We start from the raw sequence: 16,872 nt of genomic DNA, 5'->3' as shown, positions 1-16,872 counted from the left end.
CACCTCGCTCACATCGCTGAAGGCATCGAAGATTCCGGCCACACCCGCCAAGAAGCCGCCTCCCTCCTCGCCGCACACTAATTCCTTCAGAACCCGCTAGAATTGAATCACTATGGCCAAAACAGACTCCGCATCCAGTAGCACCGACGACACCAAGCGCTCCTTGTTCTCGCGCAAGCCCAAGGCTGAGAAGCCGAAAAAGGACAAGAAGCCCAGCCGCATCAAGCAAATGGTGGACATCTTTAAGATGACCCGTAAGCATGATCCGATGGTTACCTGGCTGATGATTGGCGCATTCTTGCTGCCCATCGCCATCGCCCTCGGCATCGGTTTCTTGTTCGATAACTGGATCACCGGTTTGCTGATCGGTATTCCTTTGGGCTTGCTGTGTGCACTGCTGATCATGTCTCGCCGCGCCGAGCGTGCCGCTTATTCTCAGATTGAAGGCAAGGCTGGTGCTGCCGGGGCCGCGCTGAGTTCATTGAAGAAGGGCTGGATCTTTGATGAGCAGCCCGCCTCAGTGAACCCGCGGACGCAGGATGTCGTATTCCGTGCCATTGGAAAGCCCGGCATCGTTCTGGTCACCGAGGGCCCGTCCACCCGTATCAAGGGTTTGGTTGATGCAGAGCGACGCCGCCTGAGCCGCATTTTGCCGAACGTGAAGATCACCGTGATTGAGACCGGCAAGGCCGAAGGTCAGGTTCCCATCGCCAAGGTGACCAAGGCTCTGGGTAAGCTCCCCAAGGAGCTGACCAAGGTTGAGGTTAGCGCAGTCAACAAGCGCATCAGCTCGATGGGCAACAAGCTGCCGATCCCCAAGGGCATTGACCCCTACAAGGCCCGCCCGGATCGCAAAGCAGGACGCGGACGCTAGCCAGTAGAACATGAGAACACGCAGAAAGGCCCGGCAGGAATTCCTGCCGGGCCTTTCTGCGTCCACTCCTCACTGCTGAAGCCGTGCTACGCTCGCTGCAAGATTGGGCAATTCACATTGGGGGCTTCATGAATACCATGCGCAGCAACACCGTCCGCCTCAGTCTGGTGTGCGCCGTAAGCGTGCTAGCGCTGGGACTGACTGGCTGCACCGCTACCTCCGGCCCACCGCAGCTTTCGGATCCGCCCAGCGTTGCAGCCGAAGCAGCACCTAGTCAGACGGCCGCCGCTGTGCAGCAAAGCGTCCCGCACCCCGAAACGCAAGGGGAAACACTGGGCAGCTATGCCTCCGCACCGGCAACGGGAGGTAGTGCTCAGTCAGGCGGGGGCTTCGATGCCAACGGGGCCGGCCTCGATTTTCAGCTCAACTGTCAGGGCGCAGGAACCGTGACAGTGCTGGTCACGGGCGCCTCTGGCGACGCCGAAGCCGGCATCACATCCTTTATGGTTCGCTGCGAGGACGGAAAGCTGAACAGCACGGGGAATCGGGACTACACCTCACACGGGACCACCTCCGTGAGCGTCTCAGCCCCAGCCACCGTGACCTGGGCAATGACCGTGGGCGCAGTTCCCGCCGGTGAGACGCCACCAGCCTAGGTGGGCCGTCCGCCGTCGAACATTAACAGCAAAGCCTCCACCCAGCCAGAGCTTAAAGTCAGATGCGGGGCCGTCATTCGGCACCCGCATCGGTAAGTACTGTCTCGAAGCTGGCTTAGCGGCGAATCAAGATCGACTTGATAGCCCGGTCGTGGAGGCCGCGGTGATCGGCATCGACAATGATGACGGGGAAGACCAGGCACACCAGCAAGGAACGGATCACGCCGTCGAGCAGGCTGGGCTGGCGACCGTCGAGTCTGACCACTTCAATGCCCATAATTCGGTGCCCCACACTGTAGCCAAGGAAGCCTACGAGCAACATCTGCTCGATCGCGAAAATGGCCAGAACGGCGTTGGGATTGCCGTCGAAAAATGCGTTGGCAATCAGATAGCACAGGGCCCAGTCAATGCAAATGGCAAGGATGCGCCGCCCTGCTCGGGCCATAGATCCTGGGCCGGATTCGGGTTGCCCCAAACGCTCGCCGGGAAATTTGGATATATTAGAAGTGTCCGGCCCGCTGAGCCAAGAACTTATGTCTTTACGATCTACCACTCCTCCAGCCTACCGCCGCCGGGACGAACCCGAGCATCGGGGCTGATACGGAGGGTATGTAACATGCCGGAAACATTTCTGACACTGTTGAGTAATGGCGCTGTTCTACGCTTGTAGCAGTTGCACATGCACGATGGCCGCACCCAGCCGGCCGAAACCCCCAGCGCCAAGGAGCGTAGATGTTCAAGAACGCGGAAGAAGTACTTCAGTTCATCAAGGACGAAGATGTAAAATTCGTCGACATTCGGTTCACTGACCTGCCCGGCGTCCAGCAGCACTTCAATGTGCCCGCCAAGACTGTAGACCTTGACTTCTTCGTCAACGGCCAGCTCTTCGATGGTTCCTCCATCCGCGGCTTCCAGGGCATTGCCGAATCAGACATGCAGCTGATCCCGGACCCCACCACCGCCTTCGTTGACACGTTCCGCAAAGAGAAGACTCTTGCGTTGAACTTCTCAATCGTGAACCCGCGCACCGGAGATCCGTACCACCGCGACCCTCGTGGCGTAGCCGAAAAAGCCGAAGCCTACTTGGCGTCCACCGGCATTGCCGACACCGCTTTCTTTGGCTCGGAGGCTGAATTCTTCGTCTTCGACAACGTCCAGTACGAATCCTCCCCGCAGGGATCTTTCTACAAGATCGATTCGGAAGAAGCCAACTGGAACACCGGCCGCGAAGAAGTTGGCGGCAACTTGGGTTACAAGACCCCCGTCAAGGGCGGTTACTTCCCGGTTGCCCCGATTGACCACCAGGCAGACCTGCGCGACGCAATGTGCATGGAACTGGATGCCGCTGGCCTCGAAGTTGAGCGCTCTCACCACGAAGTTGGTGCCGCCGGTCAGGCTGAAATCAACTACAAGTTCAATACCCTTGTTCACTCTGCTGACGATCTGCAGAAGTTCAAGTACGTCATCAAGAACACCGCATGGGCCGCCGGCAAGTCCGTCACCTTCATGCCGAAGCCGGTCTTCGGCGACAACGGTTCAGGCATGCACTGCCACCAGTCACTGTGGAGCAATGGCGAGCCGCTGTTCTACGATGAGAAGGGCTACGCAGGCCTCTCTGACATGGCTCGCTGGTACATCGGTGGTCTGCTCAAGCACTCCTCCGCTGTGTTGGCATTCACCAACCCGACGGTGAACTCCTACCGCCGCTTGGTCAAGGGCTTCGAAGCCCCCGTGAACATGGTCTACTCGCAGGGCAACCGCTCTGCCGGTATCCGTATCCCGATCACCGGTTCCAACCCGAAGGCCAAGCGCCTCGAGTTCCGCGCACCGGATGCTTCCTCCAACCCGTACCTGGCCTTCTCAGCTCAGCTGATGGCTGGCCTTGACGGAATCAAGAACCGGATCGAACCCCCGGCTCCCATCGACAAGGACCTCTACGAGCTCCCCCCGGAAGAAGCCAAGGACATCCCCAAGGCTCCCGAGTCACTGGAAGAGGCACTCATTGCCTTGGAAAACGACAACGAGTTCCTCCAGGCCGGTGGCGTGTTCACCCAGGACCTGATCGACACCTGGATCGACTACAAGCGCGAATACGAGATCAAGCCGCTCTCACTGCGCCCGAACCCGTACGAGTTCGAGCTCTACTACGGCTGCTAGCTAGAACAGGCGGCTAAACGCGGTTTAGTCCGCAAGCAGTCCGCAAGAGAAAAACCTTGAGATAAAAGAAGGGCCGGAACATTGCGTTCCGGCCCTTCTTTTTCTTTACCCAGAAGCTCATGAGCCCAACTTCTGCTCCTGTCCGCCAAGAGACTTTCTACGTGCAGCAAGGACGCCGGCAACAGCGGTCCTCGATGCCTCATCTTTGTCTGGCCACATGTGACTATAGGTGTCCAAGGTGGTCTTTGCGGATGCGTGCCTCAGCCACGCCAGGACAACCTTCACATCGAGCCCCTCCGAGATCAAGAGGGACGCTAAGTAATGCGGATCATGGGCGCGAAATCCCTCAGGTAACCCAGCAATGGACTCTCTGGCTTCGCGGAACCGTACCTCAAATGTGTAGGGTCACATCGTCCACCCATGTTTGGCTTCGTCAAAGATTTCGGATGCGAGCAGGGACGGGTTGTGGTTGAGAATCACGGCGACCTCCCTCAGGATGCTAATCGGCGTATTCGCGATTTCAGCCTACAGCCTTCAGCCTTCAGCCTTCAGAAGATCAACTGGAGACGGACGGCTGGCGAGATCAAGCCGCGCACGAATGCCCCGCCCACTTTCGTGGACGGGGTTTGGCGGCGGCTTAGCCGAGCGTGGCGATAGGATCGCGGAATGACATTAGAACGTTGGGAGCGGGCTTCCGAATGGCCACTGATCGCTATTTCTGTGCTTTTCCTTGCCGCATATTCGGTCCAGGTTCTGGCATCTAATGCCCCAGCCGCAATCGCGAGCTGGTTCATGACCGTAACCTGGGGACTGTTTGCAGTCGACTACCTCGCCTCACTCTGGTTAGCCCAACAGCGTGGCCGTTGGTTCGTCCGGCACCTGCATGAATTGGCCATCGTGGCACTCCCGATGCTTCGGCCACTGCGCCTCTTGCGCCTCGTCACTTTGATAGGAGTGCTACAACGGGTAGCCGGGAATGCGCTGCGTGGCCGCGTAGTGACTTACGTGGTGGCAGCGTCCGGATTGCTGGTCTACATTGGCGCGCTCGCCATGTACGACGCTGAGAAGGGCGTGCCAAATGCCAATATTCAGTCATTCGGAGACGCAGCGTGTTGGGCGATCGTCACCATCACAACCGTCGGCTATGGTGATCTTTCCCCAGTAACTGCAACGGGCAGGGTTATCGCAGTAGCGCTTATGATTGGCGGCATAGCTTTGTTGGGAACGGTAACCGCCACCTTGGCAAGCTGGCTTGTCGATAAAGTCTCAGCCGAGGACAGTAAAGGACAGGCTGTTACGGCGGAACAGTTGGAGGCCTTACTGGCTGAGATAGGATCGCTGCGCGAGGAACTAAGCCGCTCACAATAAATGGGTGACTAGGCAAATTTAGAGACCCTGGTCACGAGTTCCAGCAGCGTTCGCATCTGCCAGCTCAAGGTTGTCCGACATGACGACGGTAGCTACTAATGGGGGAAACTGTCCCTGGCGTGCGGTCACATATACCTTGGCATCAAATGCAGAGTTTGCCATCTAACGGACATAGAAGTCGCGCAACACACTGCACGCCGATCCCGGAGCGGGAGCTGCACAGTCGTCCCGGTCATGCATGAGACTACTGGCGCAACTTTGGCCCCAGTTGCGGTCCGAGGTGTAAACGGGCCTACAACAATCGTGGCCCTAAACACGATATGCGATCGACTGGGTAACCCCATACTGTCCTAGTCCTAGAACACGCCCTGGACGGCGCGGGCCGAGCAAAGTCACTGATTAAACACTGCGGGGCCGGAACATTGTGTTCCGGCCCCGCAGTGTTTAATACTCAGTTCACACGCTATTTGCCGAAGACATCGTTGGCAGCGTCCTTGACGTGTTCGCCGGCCTGCTTTGCCTTCGCGGCGGCCTGATCGGCTGCGCCTTCAGCCTGAAGTTTTTCGTTGTTTACAGCATCGCCAACAGCTTCCTTGGCCTTGCCGGTCATTTCCTGTGCCTTGTTGCTGATCTTATCTCCGAGTCCCATGAGGACCTCCTTCAATATGAATCCAACGGGTTACGCTATTCACGGTACGAACTTAATCTGAGAGTAACCTGAGAACGGGATGAACGATGAGGACCGGCTCCTCTTAACGTTTCCCGTATTTCTTGTGCACCGCCTGCTTACTGACTCCCAAACACAGCGCAATGGCTTCCCAGGAAAGCCCCGCAGACCGTGCTCTCGCAACCATCTCCGACTCTGTGCGCGCAAGCTCCTTGCGCCATTCGGCAACGGCATACAAGGCTTCCGCGGGGCCCATTCCTTCAGTATTTCCCACCAGTGTTTCCATAATCAAACCTCCCATGTCAACTTTAGTTGACCATCATTCGGAGGTCAATGATTGTTGACAATTCAGGGAGTCCAACGAGTGACATGAGGCTCCGCCCAGCACCCACGGCGGGCTAGAAGATGGACCAACCCGTGAGAGCGGTAAGCTCCTCCACCGCACCGATGATTGCCACGGAATTGCCGTTGGGGCCCAGCGCTGAGCCTCACACAGTAATGGAGCAGCGGCCGATGAGACCACGAGGACGAAGAGGTGACAGGCCGGGTCCGCCAACGCTAGCTACACCATTTCGAAAGAGTTACCAACAGAAGCCTTCTGGCCAAGCGCTAGCTCCAACCCCGCTATGCCCTCACGGAGAATCTCTAACGTTGCTTCCGGAAGGCCTTTCAACGGAGGCAGCGTGAGCAGCGGTACGCAAGTACCCATTTCACAAGCCTCAACGGCGACGACGGCAACGCCGTAAAGTGATGCGGCGTTCACGTAAAACGGCCGTAAAGTGGTGCGGCGTTGGTAGTGGAGTGGAGCTAGAAGATGGACCAACCCGTGAGGGCAGTGAATTCATCCAGTGCAGCGATGCCGGCCACGGAGTTGCCGTTGGGACCCAGCGCGGGGCCCCACACAGTAATCGAGCAGCGGCCGGGCACAATGGCGACAATGCCTCCACCCACCCCACTCTTGCCCGGCAAGCCCACACGGTAGGCGAACTCCCCCGCAGCGTCGTAGGTGCCACAGGTAAGCATCACGGCGTTCACACGCTTGCTCTGGTTGGGACTCAAGAACGGGGAGCCACCAGCAGCAACACCGTGGCGGGCTAGGAAGAGCGACGCTTTCGCCAGGTCTTCGCACGTCATGGCCAACGCACACTGCTTGAAATAGTTCTCCAGCACGTCCTCCACGGGATTTTCAAGGTTCCCGTAGCTGGCCAGCAGATGCGCCAGGGAGGCATTGCGGTGCCCATGATCGGCTTCTGAGGCGGCCACGAGTGCGTCAATGTCCACTGTCGGGTTGCCGGACTCCAGACGCATGAGACCTCGAATGGCGCCCGCCGCGTCCCCTGTCAGGGTCAGCAGCCTATCGGTAACCACCAGAGCCCCGGCGTTAATGAACGGGTTCCGTGGAATGCCCTTGTCCGCTTCGAGCTGGATCATGGAGTTGAACGGCGTGCCCGACGGCTCCCTGAACACGCGTCGCCAGATCGAGTCGTAGTCGTAAGACATGACCAGCGCCAATGAGAACACCTTGGAAATACTCTGGATAGAGAAGGACTTCTGCCAGTCCCCCGCGCCGTACAGCTCACCGTCAGCCATGGCTACGCAAATACCAAAGTTGTCCGGCGAGACTTCGCCCAGACTGGGTATGTAGGAGGCTACTTCACCCTGTCGGCACAACGGCGCCACATGCCCCACAATTTCATCCAGGATCCCCTGCATGTCTTTCACGTGCGCTCCCCGCTGGCGTGCCGCCGTCGTACTTCAAGAAAATTGGACTGCCAAGAAAATCTGATCTCAAGGAAAAAGGGCGGTAGCTTCACAGCCACCGCCCCACTTAACCAAAGTGCTAGAGCACCTTCGCCAGGAATTCCTGCAGACGCGGCTGCTGAGCGTTCGTGAAGATGGCCTCAGGGGTGCCTTCTTCACAAATATAGCCGCCATCCATGAAGATCACGCGGTCGGCAACTTCGCGAGCGAAGCCCATCTCGTGCGTGACAACCACCATGGTCATACCCTCGGCGGCGAGGTCGCGAATGACCTGCAGCACCTCGCCCACCATTTCCGGGTCAAGGGCGCTGGTGGCCTCATCGAAGAGCATAATGCCGGGGTTCATGGCCAGCGCACGGGCAATCGCCACACGCTGCTTCTGACCACCCGAGAGCGACGCCGGACGGGCATCAGCTTTCTCGGCCAGCCCCACGCGCTCGAGCAGTTGCATGGCCTTGGCCCGACCCGCAGTCTTGTCCAGCTTCTTGAGCTCAACCGGGGCCATCATGATGTTCTGGATGACGCTCATGTGTGGGAAAAGGTTGAAGTGCTGGAACACCATGCCAATGTTTTGGCGCACCGTGTTCAGGTCAACCTTGGCATCGGTGAGGTCGTAACCGTTAACGGTTACGGTGCCTGCGGTAATGTCCTCAAGCTTGTTCAAGCAGCGCAAGAACGTGGATTTACCGGAGCCTGAGGGCCCAATGACACACACCACTTCACCCTCGGCGATATCAACGTCCAGGCCCTTGAGAACCTCATTGGAACCGAAGGATTTCTTCAAATCCCGGACACTGATTTTGGCGTTTTTCACAGCTGCTGTGGCTTCGCTCATTTGTTGAACTTCCTGTCCAGGACGTTGGAAAGCTGGGTCAAGATAGAGATCACGATGAAGTACAGCGCAGCGACGATCAACAGCGTTTCACCCGTACGGAAGTTGGACGCGTAGATCTGCTGGCCCTGATACGTCAGCTCCGCGAAGCCGATAACGGCCAGCAAGGAGGTGTCCTTCAAGGTGATGACGAACTGATTGATGAACGACGGCGTCATGATCTTCACCGCCTGCGGCACCACTACACGGCGCATGGAGGTGACGTAGCCCAGGCCCAGACTGCGGCTGGCCTCGAGCTGGCCGGGATCCACTGACTGGATACCGCCACGGACAATCTCTGTCATGTAAGCACCGGCGTTAAGGCTCAAGGTGAGTACACCAGCGGTGAGCACATCAATGGGCTGTCCTGTCATCTGCGGCAGACCAAAGTAGAAGAAGAACGCCTGGACCAACAGCGGGGTACCACGGAAAATGGATACGTAGACGGTGGCGATGGCGCGCAGAATCTTACTCTCTGCAACCTTGAAGAAGCCGAACAAGACACCGATCACCAAGGCGATGACCAAGGAAAGGACGGTGGCGACCATAGTCAGCCACAAACCCTTCATGAGGGCGGGGAAGCTGTCCTTGACGAGCTGGAAGAATCCGCCCTGTTCGGTTGCTTCGGTCTTGGCCAGGTACTTATCAAGAATGGCGTCATACTGGCCGTTAGCCTTCAACTCGGTCAAGCCGGTATTGAAGGCTTCCAGCAAGTCAGCATTTTGGCCCTTGTTCACGGCAAAACCGTACGAGCTACCCTGTTCCTTGTCGGTGACAATCTTCAGCCCGTTGTTCTGGCTCACACCATAGGCAAGCACCGGGTAATCGTCAAACACGGCTACAGAGTTGCCGGCCTTGACGTCGTCGTACATGGTTGCCGAATCAGCGAGGGCCTTGACTGTGAAGCCATACTCCCCCTTGATGGAGTTAGCGAAGGTTTCGCCCTCACTGCCGCGCTTGGCCGTGACGGTCTTACCCTTCAGATCAGCGTAAGTCTTGATGTCCTGGTCGTTCTTGCCCACGGCCATCTGCACGCCGGAGTCAAAGTACGGATCCGAGAAATCAAAGACATTCTTACGTTCGTCAGTGATGGACATGCCAGCAATAACGCCAGCAACCTGGTTGGACTGCAGTGCCTGCAGTGCCGCGTCAAAGCCCAGTGACTTAATGTCCACTTCGAAGCCCTGATTCTTGGCAATGGCATTCAACAGATCCATGTCGATGCCGACAAGGTTGCCGCTGCCATCACGGAATTCGAACGGGGCAAAGGTGGTGTCAGTGGCAATGGCAAATTTCTTACCCTTGACGTCGGCGTGCTGCACTGCGGTGTTCAGCGATGCCGGGGCGGACAGGCTCAACGCTGAGGCGCCACCCATCCCGAGCAACATGAAGACAACAGTAAAAAGGGCGGCGAGGGCGGCAAATTTGCCGCCACTGCGTCGCCGTAGAGGCGGAAGCCTGAGCATAAATTTTCCCTCACAACGTTATCGCGCCCCAGTTGGGGCGAATGAAGTACCCCTCGACGTTACAGCCTTTAGCTCAATCATGCGAGACGCATCACGATTCGGTATCAGTATTTGCCCCAACACACTAGTCGCGTCGACCCGCTAGGACAGATTTGCCCTCATGAACGGCCCCCGGGATGGCGAATTTAGCCGTAGTACAGCCGTTCAAAGACGGCCCGCGCCCTACGGGTCAGACCCAGATAATCGTCCTCAAAGGTTGAGGCGTTACCGGGTTCGTAACCGCACCATCGGGCGACTGCTTCCAGATCGCCTCTGGCTGACGGGAGAAGATCGGAGTTCTTTCCTGTCCACATGACGTTGGCGTTGCGGATTTTCCCGGCCAGCCGCCACGCTGCTTCCAAGACGGCCGCGTCCTCATCGTCCACCAAACCTATGACGCGAGCGGCTTCCAGCGCCGGCAGTGTTTGTGTGGTTCGCAGAGACTCATGCGCATGGGCGTGCTGCAGTTGCCACAATTGGACCAGCCACTCGACGTCGCTGAGGCCGCCCCGGCCTAGTTTGACGTGCCGGGCGGGGTCGGCGCCGCGAGGCAACCGCTCCCCTTCCATGCGGGCCTTGATCCGCTTGATCTCCCGCTGATCATCTTCGGAAAGCACCTTGGGGTAGCGAACAGGATCGGCCATGGCCACAAAGTCCCGGGCCAAATTGTCCGAACCAGCCATGGGACGTGCCCGAAGCAGAGCCTGAGCCTCCCAGGCAGATGACCAGCGGCCATAGTATTCCGCATATGCGTCCAGCGAACGAACCAACGGCCCACTTCTACCTTCGGGTCGCAAATCAGCATCGATACTCAGAACCCGTTCGGCCTGAATAGCAGGGCGTACCGGAGCAGTGAGCAGCGACATCAGTTTTTGCACAATGGCTATGGCCTGCTGGTTTGCGGCATCCACACGATCCTCCGCCACGCCGGGAACCGGCTGATGGACAAACAACACGTCAGCATCGGAGCCGTACCCAATTTCCCGTCCGCCTTGGCGCCCCATGGCTACGACCAGCACATTGGTTAGCGGCTCTGTGCCTGCGTAAACGGACGTCTCGGCGATCATCAGCGCGCCTAGAACCGCTGCCCTATCGGCATCGCTGAGTGCCTCGGAAACCTGATCCTGATCCAACAACCCTGAGCTATCGGCAATCCCAATACGGAGGATCTCTCGCTGCCGCAACAATCGCAGCAGCCGCACGGCCTCACTTGTTTCACTGTGGCGGCCAAGTTTGGAGCGGATTTCTGTCCACTGAGCCTCGAAACTCAATGGCACCAGTTCCTTGGAGTTGCCCAGCCAGGCAGTTGCCTCGGGCGAGACCTCCAACAAGTCACTGACAAGACGGGAACTCGAGAGTAAATGACACAGGCGCTCGGCCGCGGCTTGGTGGTCGCGCAGCATGCCAAGGTACCAATGGTAGGTTCCCAGCGCCTCGCTGACGCGGCGGAAGGCGAGGAGTCCGGCGTCGGGGTCTACTCCATCTGCCAGCCAGCCCAGCAGAACCGGCAAAAGCTGGCGCTGCAGCGCAGCACGCCGGCTCACTCCCGCGGTGAGGGATTCAATATGACGCACAGCTCCGGCCGTGTCCCGGTAACCCAAGGCAGCCAAGCGCGCACGGGCGGCGTCAGACGTCAACGCGGCATCCTCGGCGCTCAGGTGTGCGGCCGTGGCCAAAATGGGGCGGTAGAAGATTTGTTCATGTAGAGAGCGCACGGAACGCTTGACCTTCACCCAGTCGGCCTCAAGCGAATCGGCGCTGGGGCGCTTCATGCTCAAGGGCCCCTCTAACGCTCGGGCCAGGGCGCGCAATTGCTCAGGCGCGGTGGGCATGGTGTGGGTGCGGCGCATCTGCACCAGCTGAATCCGGTGCTCAAGCACACGCAGGTACGTGTAGTGCCGCAAAAGCAGCGCAGCATCGGTGCGGCCAATATAGCCGGCCATGGTCAGTGCATTAATGGCCTCTGTGGTGGACCGTAAACGAATGCTGGAGTCAGTCTTGCCATGCACCAATTGCAGCAACTGGACAGTGAATTCAACGTCACGCAGCCCACCCTTGCCCAGCTTGATCTGGCGCTCCGCATCGGCGTCACGAATACTTGCCGTCACGCGTCGACGCATGGCTTGAACGGACTCAACGAACCCATCCCGCTCGGAAGAGTTCCAAATCAGTGGCGACACAGCCTCCTCAAATTCCAGGCCCAGTTCCCGGTCCCCGGCAATGGCACGGGCCTTGAGAAGTGCTTGGAACTCCCAGCTCTGCGCCCACCGGTGATAGTAGGCCATGTAGGAATCAAGGGTGCGCACCAGCTGGCCGTCCCTGCCTTCCGGGCGCAGATTGGCGTCCACTTCCCACAGGCCTGGCTCACGTTCTGGGGCATAAATGATGCGTGAGATGGCGCTGGCCAGAGCGTTGCCGACCTGGACCATCTCGCCTTCGTCCAGAGCGATGGAGTCGCTGCCGGTGCCGGCTTTGGCACTGTCGCTGGGGTCGGGGTCCGCTTCCTCGGGGGGTTCATCCAGCGCCACGACGTACATGACGTCGACGTCGGAGATATAGTTCAGTTCCCGCGCGCCACACTTGCCCATCCCCAGCACGGCAAAACGCAGTGCGGCAACCTTCTCGGCTCCCATGGTTGCGCCCACTTCGGTCCGAGCCACGGCCAAGGCCGCCTCGAGCGCAGCCGCCGCCAAATCTGCCAGCTCAGCCCCCACCTTTGGCATTGCCTCCAAAGGAGACGGTGCTGCTAGGTCTCGCAACGCCAGCTCACACAGGTGCCTGCGGTATTTGGTGCGCAAGGCGATGCGAGCCTGCGTTCCGGACAGCTGCGCAACGGGACGCCCCGACGTCGGATCCGCCCCGACTGCCTCCAGCAACGAGGCCCGCAGTGCGGCTCCGTCTGCAGCGTCTGGGCTGGAGCTGGCGGACGGGTCCACCACGTCAAGATGTTCCGGATGGCGCATGAGGAATTCCGCCAATGCCTCCGAGGCTCCCAAAAGCCTAAACAGGGACACATTGGAAACCGTGGCCCCAGAGACTGGATCCGTGACGCTCAACAGCTCGCGGCTGGCTGGTACGGCACTGAGTAGCCGGACCAGCGATTGCAGGGCCATATCCGGATTGTCGGCCACGGCCAACGCATCGAGTAGCTCCGCCTGGTCAAGGTCTGCGAGTTCGGTGAATCCGAGGAACCGCTCACAGGTTTTCAGATCGGAGAAGCCACGGGATATCAGGGTGCGCGTCAGGGAGCTCATAGCAGTGGCTTAGAGCACCCCGAGGTAGCGGTTGATCTCGTAGGGGGTGACCTGGAGACGGTACTCCTGCCATTCGGCACGCTTGTTGCGCAAGAAGTTCTCAAACACCTGCTCGCCCAAAATCTCAGGCATGAGCTCAGATTCCTCCATCTGGCGCACAGCATCATGGAGGCTCGAGGGCAGCGGATCATGTCCCATGAGGCGGCGTTCTGCACTGGTCAAAGTGCTGATGTCTTCCACGGCTGCGGCGGGAAGCTCGTAGCCTTCTTCAATGCCCTTGAGCCCGGCACCGAGCAACACGGCGTAGGCCAGGTACGGGTTGGCAGCGGAATCGATCCCGCGGTATTCCAGGCGAGCGGCTTGACCCTTGCCCGGCTTGTAGAGCGGCACGCGCATCAGCGCTGAACGGTTATTGTGGCCCCAGGACAGGTAGCTGGGAGCCTCTCCCCCGCCCCAAAGACGCTTGTAAGAATTCACGAACTGGTTGGTCACTGCCGTGAACTCCGGGGCGTGCTTGAGGATTCCGGCCATAAACTGGCGCGCAGTTGTTGAGAGCTGGAATTCGGCGCTCGGATCGTAGAAGGCGTTACTGTCGCCCTCAAACAGCGAGAAGTGGGTATGCATGCCAGAGCCGGGGTGGTCCGAGAACGGCTTGGGCATAAACGTCGCGTACGTGCCCTGCTGGATGGCGACCTCGCGGATCACTGTGCGGAACGTCATGATGTTATCGGCTGTCGCCAGTGCATCGGCGTAGCGCAAATCAATTTCGTTCTGCCCGGGGCCACCTTCGTGGTGACTGAACTCGACGGAGATGCCAACGTCCTCGAGCATGGTCACAGCGGTGCGGCGGAAGTCCTGGGCAACACCACCGGGCACGTGGTCAAAGTAGCCGGCCTGGTCCACGGGTACGGGGATGCCATCAGGTCCGGGGCGGTCGGATTTCAGCAGGTAGAACTCAATTTCAGGGTGCGTGTAGCAGGTGAAGCCCATGTCTGCCGCCTTGGCCAGAACACGCTTCAAGACGTTGCGCGGATCGGCTGCGGAGGGCTCGCCGTCGGGAGTCAACACGTCGCAGAACATGCGTGAGGTCTGCTCCGTCTTGCCATTTCCGCGCCAGGGCAGGATCTGGAAGGTGGACGGGTCCGGCTGAGCCAACATGTCCGATTCGAAAACCCGAGCCAATCCTTCAATGGCCGAACCATCGAAGCCCAGCCCCTCTTCAAAGGCGCCTTCAACTTCGGCCGGGGCCAGTGCCACAGATTTCAGGCTGCCTACAACGTCGGTAAACCACAGGCGAACAAACCGAACATCGCGCTCCTCAATGGTGCGCAGCACAAACTCCTGTTGACGGTTCACGTACGGGCCTCTTCCTTCGGTCACCACCATCTGGCTCCATTTGCGGGCAGGTGGCGGGCTGGTTTGTGGCAGGTGGGTTGCCTGCAGTCATTACTCTACTAACTAGTGTGGCGCCCGATGCCCAATCCACGCGGGGAATCGTAATAAGCTGGGAACATGTCACCCACAAGCACCCCTGACTCAACCGCGTCCGCCGAGCTGGCGGCTCCCTACGGTGCTGGCGCGGCCGGCCGAACTGGAACGCCCGGCGGCATTCCTGCCACCGCAGCCAAGGTACGCACCCACCACCTGCTGGCAGCCAAAGCGGCGGGGAAGAAATTCGCCATGCTGACGGCTTATGACCAGTACACGGCACAAATTTTTGATGAAGCGGGCATTGAAGTGTTGCTCGTGGGCGATTCGGCCTCCAACAACGTCCTGGGCAACGAGACCTCGCTGCCCATCACCCTCGATGAGATGATCATCTTCTCCCGCGCCGTGACGGCCGGAGCCAAGCGTGCTTTAGTGGTGGCCGATCTGCCCTTCGGTAGTTATGAGCAGTCACCCGCGCAAGCCATCGCCTCCTCGGTTCGTCTCATGAAGGAGGGCCTGGTCCACGCCGTCAAGATGGAAGGCGGCGCCTACTACGCCCCCACCGTCCGTGCGCTGACGCAGGCTGGCGTGCCGGTCATGGCGCACATTGGCTTCACCCCGCAGAGCGAACACATGCTGGGCGGCTATCGGGTTCAGGGCCGCGGCGAGATGGCCCAGATCATGATTGACGACGCCGTGGCCCTGGCTGAGGCGGGCGCGTTCTGTGTGTTGATGGAAATGGTCCCCGCCGACACCGCTTCCGCTGTGGACGCCGCCGTGACTGTGCCCACCGTGGGCATCGGCGCAGGCAACTCCACCACCGGGCAGGTACTGGTATGGCAGGACATGGCCGGCTTGCGTACCGGCAAGATGGCCAAGTTCGTCAAGCAGTACGCCCAGATGCGCACAGTGCTGGCAGACGCGGCACGTGAATTTGGTGACGAAGTCCGCACCGGCGTCTTCCCAGGCCCCGAGCACACGTTCTAACCGAGGTTTATACGCACCACACCGACGTGTAGTTGCGTATAAGCAAACTGCACTTTGTTTATACGCAACGGATCCCTTCCGAGTTGCGGCAGTATGAGAGCACCGCAACTCGCCCGGGCGTGGCGTGCGTATAAACAAAGTGGTTAATCTGAGTACACCAGTCAAGCGGGCGGTGTGCAGCAGCCACACGAGGTGAGTTAGTCGTCGTCGGACTCTTCATCGAGGGCATCCGCCGCTGCATTGCGTTCCTGGACCTTCGCTAGAGCCCGCTCGGCTTCGGCGGCACTTTCATACGGTCCAATCAAGGACTTCCAACCCGACTGAGCGTCCTTTTCCACGGCGTGGGTTTCTACGTTGTACCAATACTGCGACATGATGGTCTCCAACTTTCGTAACTGAACGCTTCTAACTGCTGCCATCATAGGACTTTCTGGCGGGCAAAAACTTATAGGATGATGGCATGTCTTCAACAGCAACCTCAGCACCCCTTGGCAAATTGGTCCCCGGCACTATCAGCCCCGAACTGGCAGTCCCCTTCTCCATACCTCGCCCCGAATACGTGGGCAAGGCCGGTCCCGCACCATTCAAGGGCTCGGAAGTCAAGGACGCAGAGACGCTGGAAAAGATCCGCATCTCGAGCAAGATTGCCGCGCAGGCCATTGTGGAGGTTGGCAAACACATTCTCCCCGGTGTCACCACTGACGCCCTGGACCGCATAGGCCACGAGTTCCTCTTGGACCACAAGGCATACCCGTCAACGCTGGGATACCGCGGATTCCCCAAGTCACTGTGCTCCTCCCTCAACGAGGTAATTTGCCACGGCATCCCGGACACTACGGTGGTGGAGGACGGGGACATCATCAACATTGACATCACGGCTTTCAAGAACGGCGTCCACGGCGACACCAACTGGACGTTCACTGTGGGCGACGTTGATGAAGAGTCACGCCTGCTGGTGGAACGCACCCAAGAGTCCTTGAACCGCGCTATCCGCGCCGTTGCTCCGGGCCGGGAAATCAACGTCATTGGCCGCACCATCGCCTCCTACGCCAAGCGTTTTGGGTACGGAGTGGTGCGGGACTTCACCGGCCACGGCGTGGGCGAGGCCTTCCACACCGGCCTGATTATTCCGCATTATGACGCAGCACCGGCGTACAACACTGTGATGGAAGAGGGCATGGTCTTCACCATCGAACCCATGCTGGCCTTGGGAACCATTGATTGGGACATGTGGGCGGACGACTGGACAGTTGTCACTCGTGACCGCAAGCGCACAGCTCAGTTTGAACACACCATGGTTGTTACGTCCACAGGTGCAGAAGTCCTCACACTGCCGTAGCATTA

The 16,872-nt window shown here is 59.2% G+C and carries 15 protein-coding genes; 6 read left to right on the top strand and 9 right to left on the bottom strand.

The window, feature by feature from the left end; translation table 11 throughout:
• Nucleotides 1–112: 112 nt before the first annotated feature.
• Together CXQ93_RS16800 and CXQ93_RS16795 are read left to right on the top strand one after the other, a co-directional pair.
• Nucleotides 113–874: a DUF4191 domain-containing protein gene (locus tag CXQ93_RS16800; RefSeq protein ID WP_104111569.1), complete on the top strand. Its 762-nt coding sequence runs from the start codon at nucleotides 113–115 to the stop codon at nucleotides 872–874.
• 128 nt (nucleotides 875–1,002) lie between these two features.
• Nucleotides 1,003–1,530, top strand: a complete 528-nt coding sequence (locus CXQ93_RS16795) for a hypothetical protein (protein ID WP_146073246.1) — start codon at nucleotides 1,003–1,005, stop codon at nucleotides 1,528–1,530.
• A gap of 115 nt (nucleotides 1,531–1,645) precedes the next feature.
• Here CXQ93_RS16795 and CXQ93_RS16790 read toward each other — a convergent pair whose 3' ends face one another.
• The gene (locus CXQ93_RS16790; protein WP_104111567.1) at nucleotides 1,646–2,083 is read right to left on the bottom strand and encodes an RDD family protein; all 438 of its coding nucleotides are present in this window, start codon (nucleotides 2,081–2,083) and stop codon (nucleotides 1,646–1,648) included.
• A 179-nt stretch (nucleotides 2,084–2,262) separates the two neighbouring features.
• Between CXQ93_RS16790 and glnA (CXQ93_RS16785) the strand changes: the two genes are divergently transcribed.
• Both glnA (CXQ93_RS16785) and CXQ93_RS16775 read left to right on the top strand, forming a co-directional pair.
• Complete coding sequence (gene glnA / locus CXQ93_RS16785; RefSeq protein WP_104111566.1) at nucleotides 2,263–3,687, top strand: type I glutamate--ammonia ligase; 1,425 nt, start codon at nucleotides 2,263–2,265, stop codon at nucleotides 3,685–3,687.
• Nucleotides 3,688–4,353: 666 nt separating this feature from the next.
• Entirely contained in the window at nucleotides 4,354–5,055 is a 702-nt protein-coding gene (locus CXQ93_RS16775) for a potassium channel family protein (protein WP_104111565.1), read from the top strand.
• A 463-nt stretch (nucleotides 5,056–5,518) separates the two neighbouring features.
• Here the strand turns inward: CXQ93_RS16775 and CXQ93_RS16770 are convergent, their stop codons facing one another.
• From CXQ93_RS16770 to glnA (CXQ93_RS16740), 7 genes are all read right to left on the bottom strand, one after another.
• Nucleotides 5,519–5,704 carry a CsbD family protein gene (locus tag CXQ93_RS16770; RefSeq protein ID WP_104111564.1) on the bottom strand — a complete coding sequence of 62 codons (186 nt, stop codon included), beginning with the start codon at nucleotides 5,702–5,704 and terminating at the stop codon, nucleotides 5,519–5,521.
• A 103-nt stretch (nucleotides 5,705–5,807) separates the two neighbouring features.
• A complete protein-coding gene (locus CXQ93_RS21160; protein WP_104111584.1) occupies nucleotides 5,808–6,008 on the bottom strand; it encodes a transcriptional regulator in 201 nt (66 codons plus the stop codon).
• A gap of 521 nt (nucleotides 6,009–6,529) precedes the next feature.
• Nucleotides 6,530–7,435: a glutaminase gene (locus CXQ93_RS16760; protein ID WP_104111583.1), complete on the bottom strand. Its 906-nt coding sequence runs from the start codon at nucleotides 7,433–7,435 to the stop codon at nucleotides 6,530–6,532.
• A gap of 127 nt (nucleotides 7,436–7,562) precedes the next feature.
• Nucleotides 7,563–8,318, bottom strand: a complete 756-nt coding sequence (locus tag CXQ93_RS16755) for an amino acid ABC transporter ATP-binding protein (RefSeq protein ID WP_104111563.1) — start codon at nucleotides 8,316–8,318, stop codon at nucleotides 7,563–7,565.
• Nucleotides 8,315–9,820: an amino acid ABC transporter substrate-binding protein/permease gene (locus CXQ93_RS16750; protein WP_218713901.1), complete on the bottom strand. Its 1,506-nt coding sequence runs from the start codon at nucleotides 9,818–9,820 to the stop codon at nucleotides 8,315–8,317. Before CXQ93_RS16750 ends, CXQ93_RS16755 begins: the two co-directional genes overlap by 4 nt.
• Nucleotides 9,821–10,005: 185 nt before the next feature.
• Entirely contained in the window at nucleotides 10,006–13,113 is a 3,108-nt protein-coding gene (locus CXQ93_RS16745; protein WP_104111562.1) for a bifunctional [glutamine synthetase] adenylyltransferase/[glutamine synthetase]-adenylyl-L-tyrosine phosphorylase, read from the bottom strand.
• Nucleotides 13,114–13,122: 9 nt separating this feature from the next.
• On the bottom strand, nucleotides 13,123–14,469 hold the full coding sequence (gene glnA / locus CXQ93_RS16740) for a type I glutamate--ammonia ligase (protein ID WP_062293705.1): 1,347 nt from the start codon (nucleotides 14,467–14,469) through the stop codon (nucleotides 13,123–13,125).
• Nucleotides 14,470–14,625: 156 nt separating this feature from the next.
• On the opposite strand from glnA (CXQ93_RS16740), the gene panB reads away from it, so the two are divergent.
• On the top strand, nucleotides 14,626–15,528 hold the full coding sequence (gene panB, locus CXQ93_RS16735; RefSeq protein WP_104111561.1) for a 3-methyl-2-oxobutanoate hydroxymethyltransferase: 903 nt from the start codon (nucleotides 14,626–14,628) through the stop codon (nucleotides 15,526–15,528).
• Nucleotides 15,529–15,725: 197 nt separating this feature from the next.
• On the opposite strand, the gene CXQ93_RS20425 is transcribed toward panB, so the two are convergent.
• A complete protein-coding gene (locus CXQ93_RS20425; RefSeq protein WP_146073245.1) occupies nucleotides 15,726–15,902 on the bottom strand; it encodes an SPOR domain-containing protein in 177 nt (58 codons plus the stop codon).
• A gap of 86 nt (nucleotides 15,903–15,988) precedes the next feature.
• Between CXQ93_RS20425 and map the strand changes: the two genes are divergently transcribed.
• Nucleotides 15,989–16,867 (top strand): type I methionyl aminopeptidase, encoded by an 879-nt coding sequence (gene map / locus CXQ93_RS16730; RefSeq protein WP_104111560.1) that lies wholly within the window; start codon nucleotides 15,989–15,991, stop codon nucleotides 16,865–16,867.
• The last annotated feature ends 5 nt before the right edge of the window (nucleotides 16,868–16,872 follow it).

It is taken from the genome of Arthrobacter sp. N199823, assembly GCF_002929705.1.
Classification (GTDB): domain Bacteria; phylum Actinomycetota; class Actinomycetes; order Actinomycetales; family Micrococcaceae; genus Specibacter.
Note: the sequence above shows the minus strand (reverse complement) of the source record. Positions and strands in the feature narration are given on the sequence as shown.

What these genes read in the sequence shown, in the direction of transcription:
- CXQ93_RS16800 (WP_104111569.1), top strand. Translation starts at nt 113, where the DNA reads ATGGCCAAAACAGACTCCGCATCCAGTAGCACCGACGACACCAAGCGC.
- CXQ93_RS16795 (WP_146073246.1), top strand. Translation starts at nt 1,003, where the DNA reads ATGAATACCATGCGCAGCAACACCGTCCGCCTCAGTCTGGTGTGCGCC.
- glnA (WP_104111566.1), top strand. Translation starts at nt 2,263, where the DNA reads ATGTTCAAGAACGCGGAAGAAGTACTTCAGTTCATCAAGGACGAAGAT.
- CXQ93_RS16775 (WP_104111565.1), top strand. Translation starts at nt 4,354, where the DNA reads ATGACATTAGAACGTTGGGAGCGGGCTTCCGAATGGCCACTGATCGCT.
- CXQ93_RS16770 (WP_104111564.1), bottom strand. Translation starts at nt 5,704, where the DNA reads ATGGGACTCGGAGATAAGATCAGCAACAAGGCACAGGAAATGACCGGC.
- CXQ93_RS21160 (WP_104111584.1), bottom strand. Translation starts at nt 6,008, where the DNA reads ATGGAAACACTGGTGGGAAATACTGAAGGAATGGGCCCCGCGGAAGCC.
- CXQ93_RS16760 (WP_104111583.1), bottom strand. Translation starts at nt 7,435, where the DNA reads ATGCAGGGGATCCTGGATGAAATTGTGGGGCATGTGGCGCCGTTGTGC.
- CXQ93_RS16755 (WP_104111563.1), bottom strand. Translation starts at nt 8,318, where the DNA reads ATGAGCGAAGCCACAGCAGCTGTGAAAAACGCCAAAATCAGTGTCCGG.
- CXQ93_RS16750 (WP_218713901.1), bottom strand. Translation starts at nt 9,820, where the DNA reads ATGCTCAGGCTTCCGCCTCTACGGCGACGCAGTGGCGGCAAATTTGCC.
- CXQ93_RS16745 (WP_104111562.1), bottom strand. Translation starts at nt 13,113, where the DNA reads ATGAGCTCCCTGACGCGCACCCTGATATCCCGTGGCTTCTCCGATCTG.
- panB (WP_104111561.1), top strand. Translation starts at nt 14,626, where the DNA reads ATGTCACCCACAAGCACCCCTGACTCAACCGCGTCCGCCGAGCTGGCG.
- CXQ93_RS20425 (WP_146073245.1), bottom strand. Translation starts at nt 15,902, where the DNA reads ATGTCGCAGTATTGGTACAACGTAGAAACCCACGCCGTGGAAAAGGAC.
- map (WP_104111560.1), top strand. Translation starts at nt 15,989, where the DNA reads ATGTCTTCAACAGCAACCTCAGCACCCCTTGGCAAATTGGTCCCCGGC.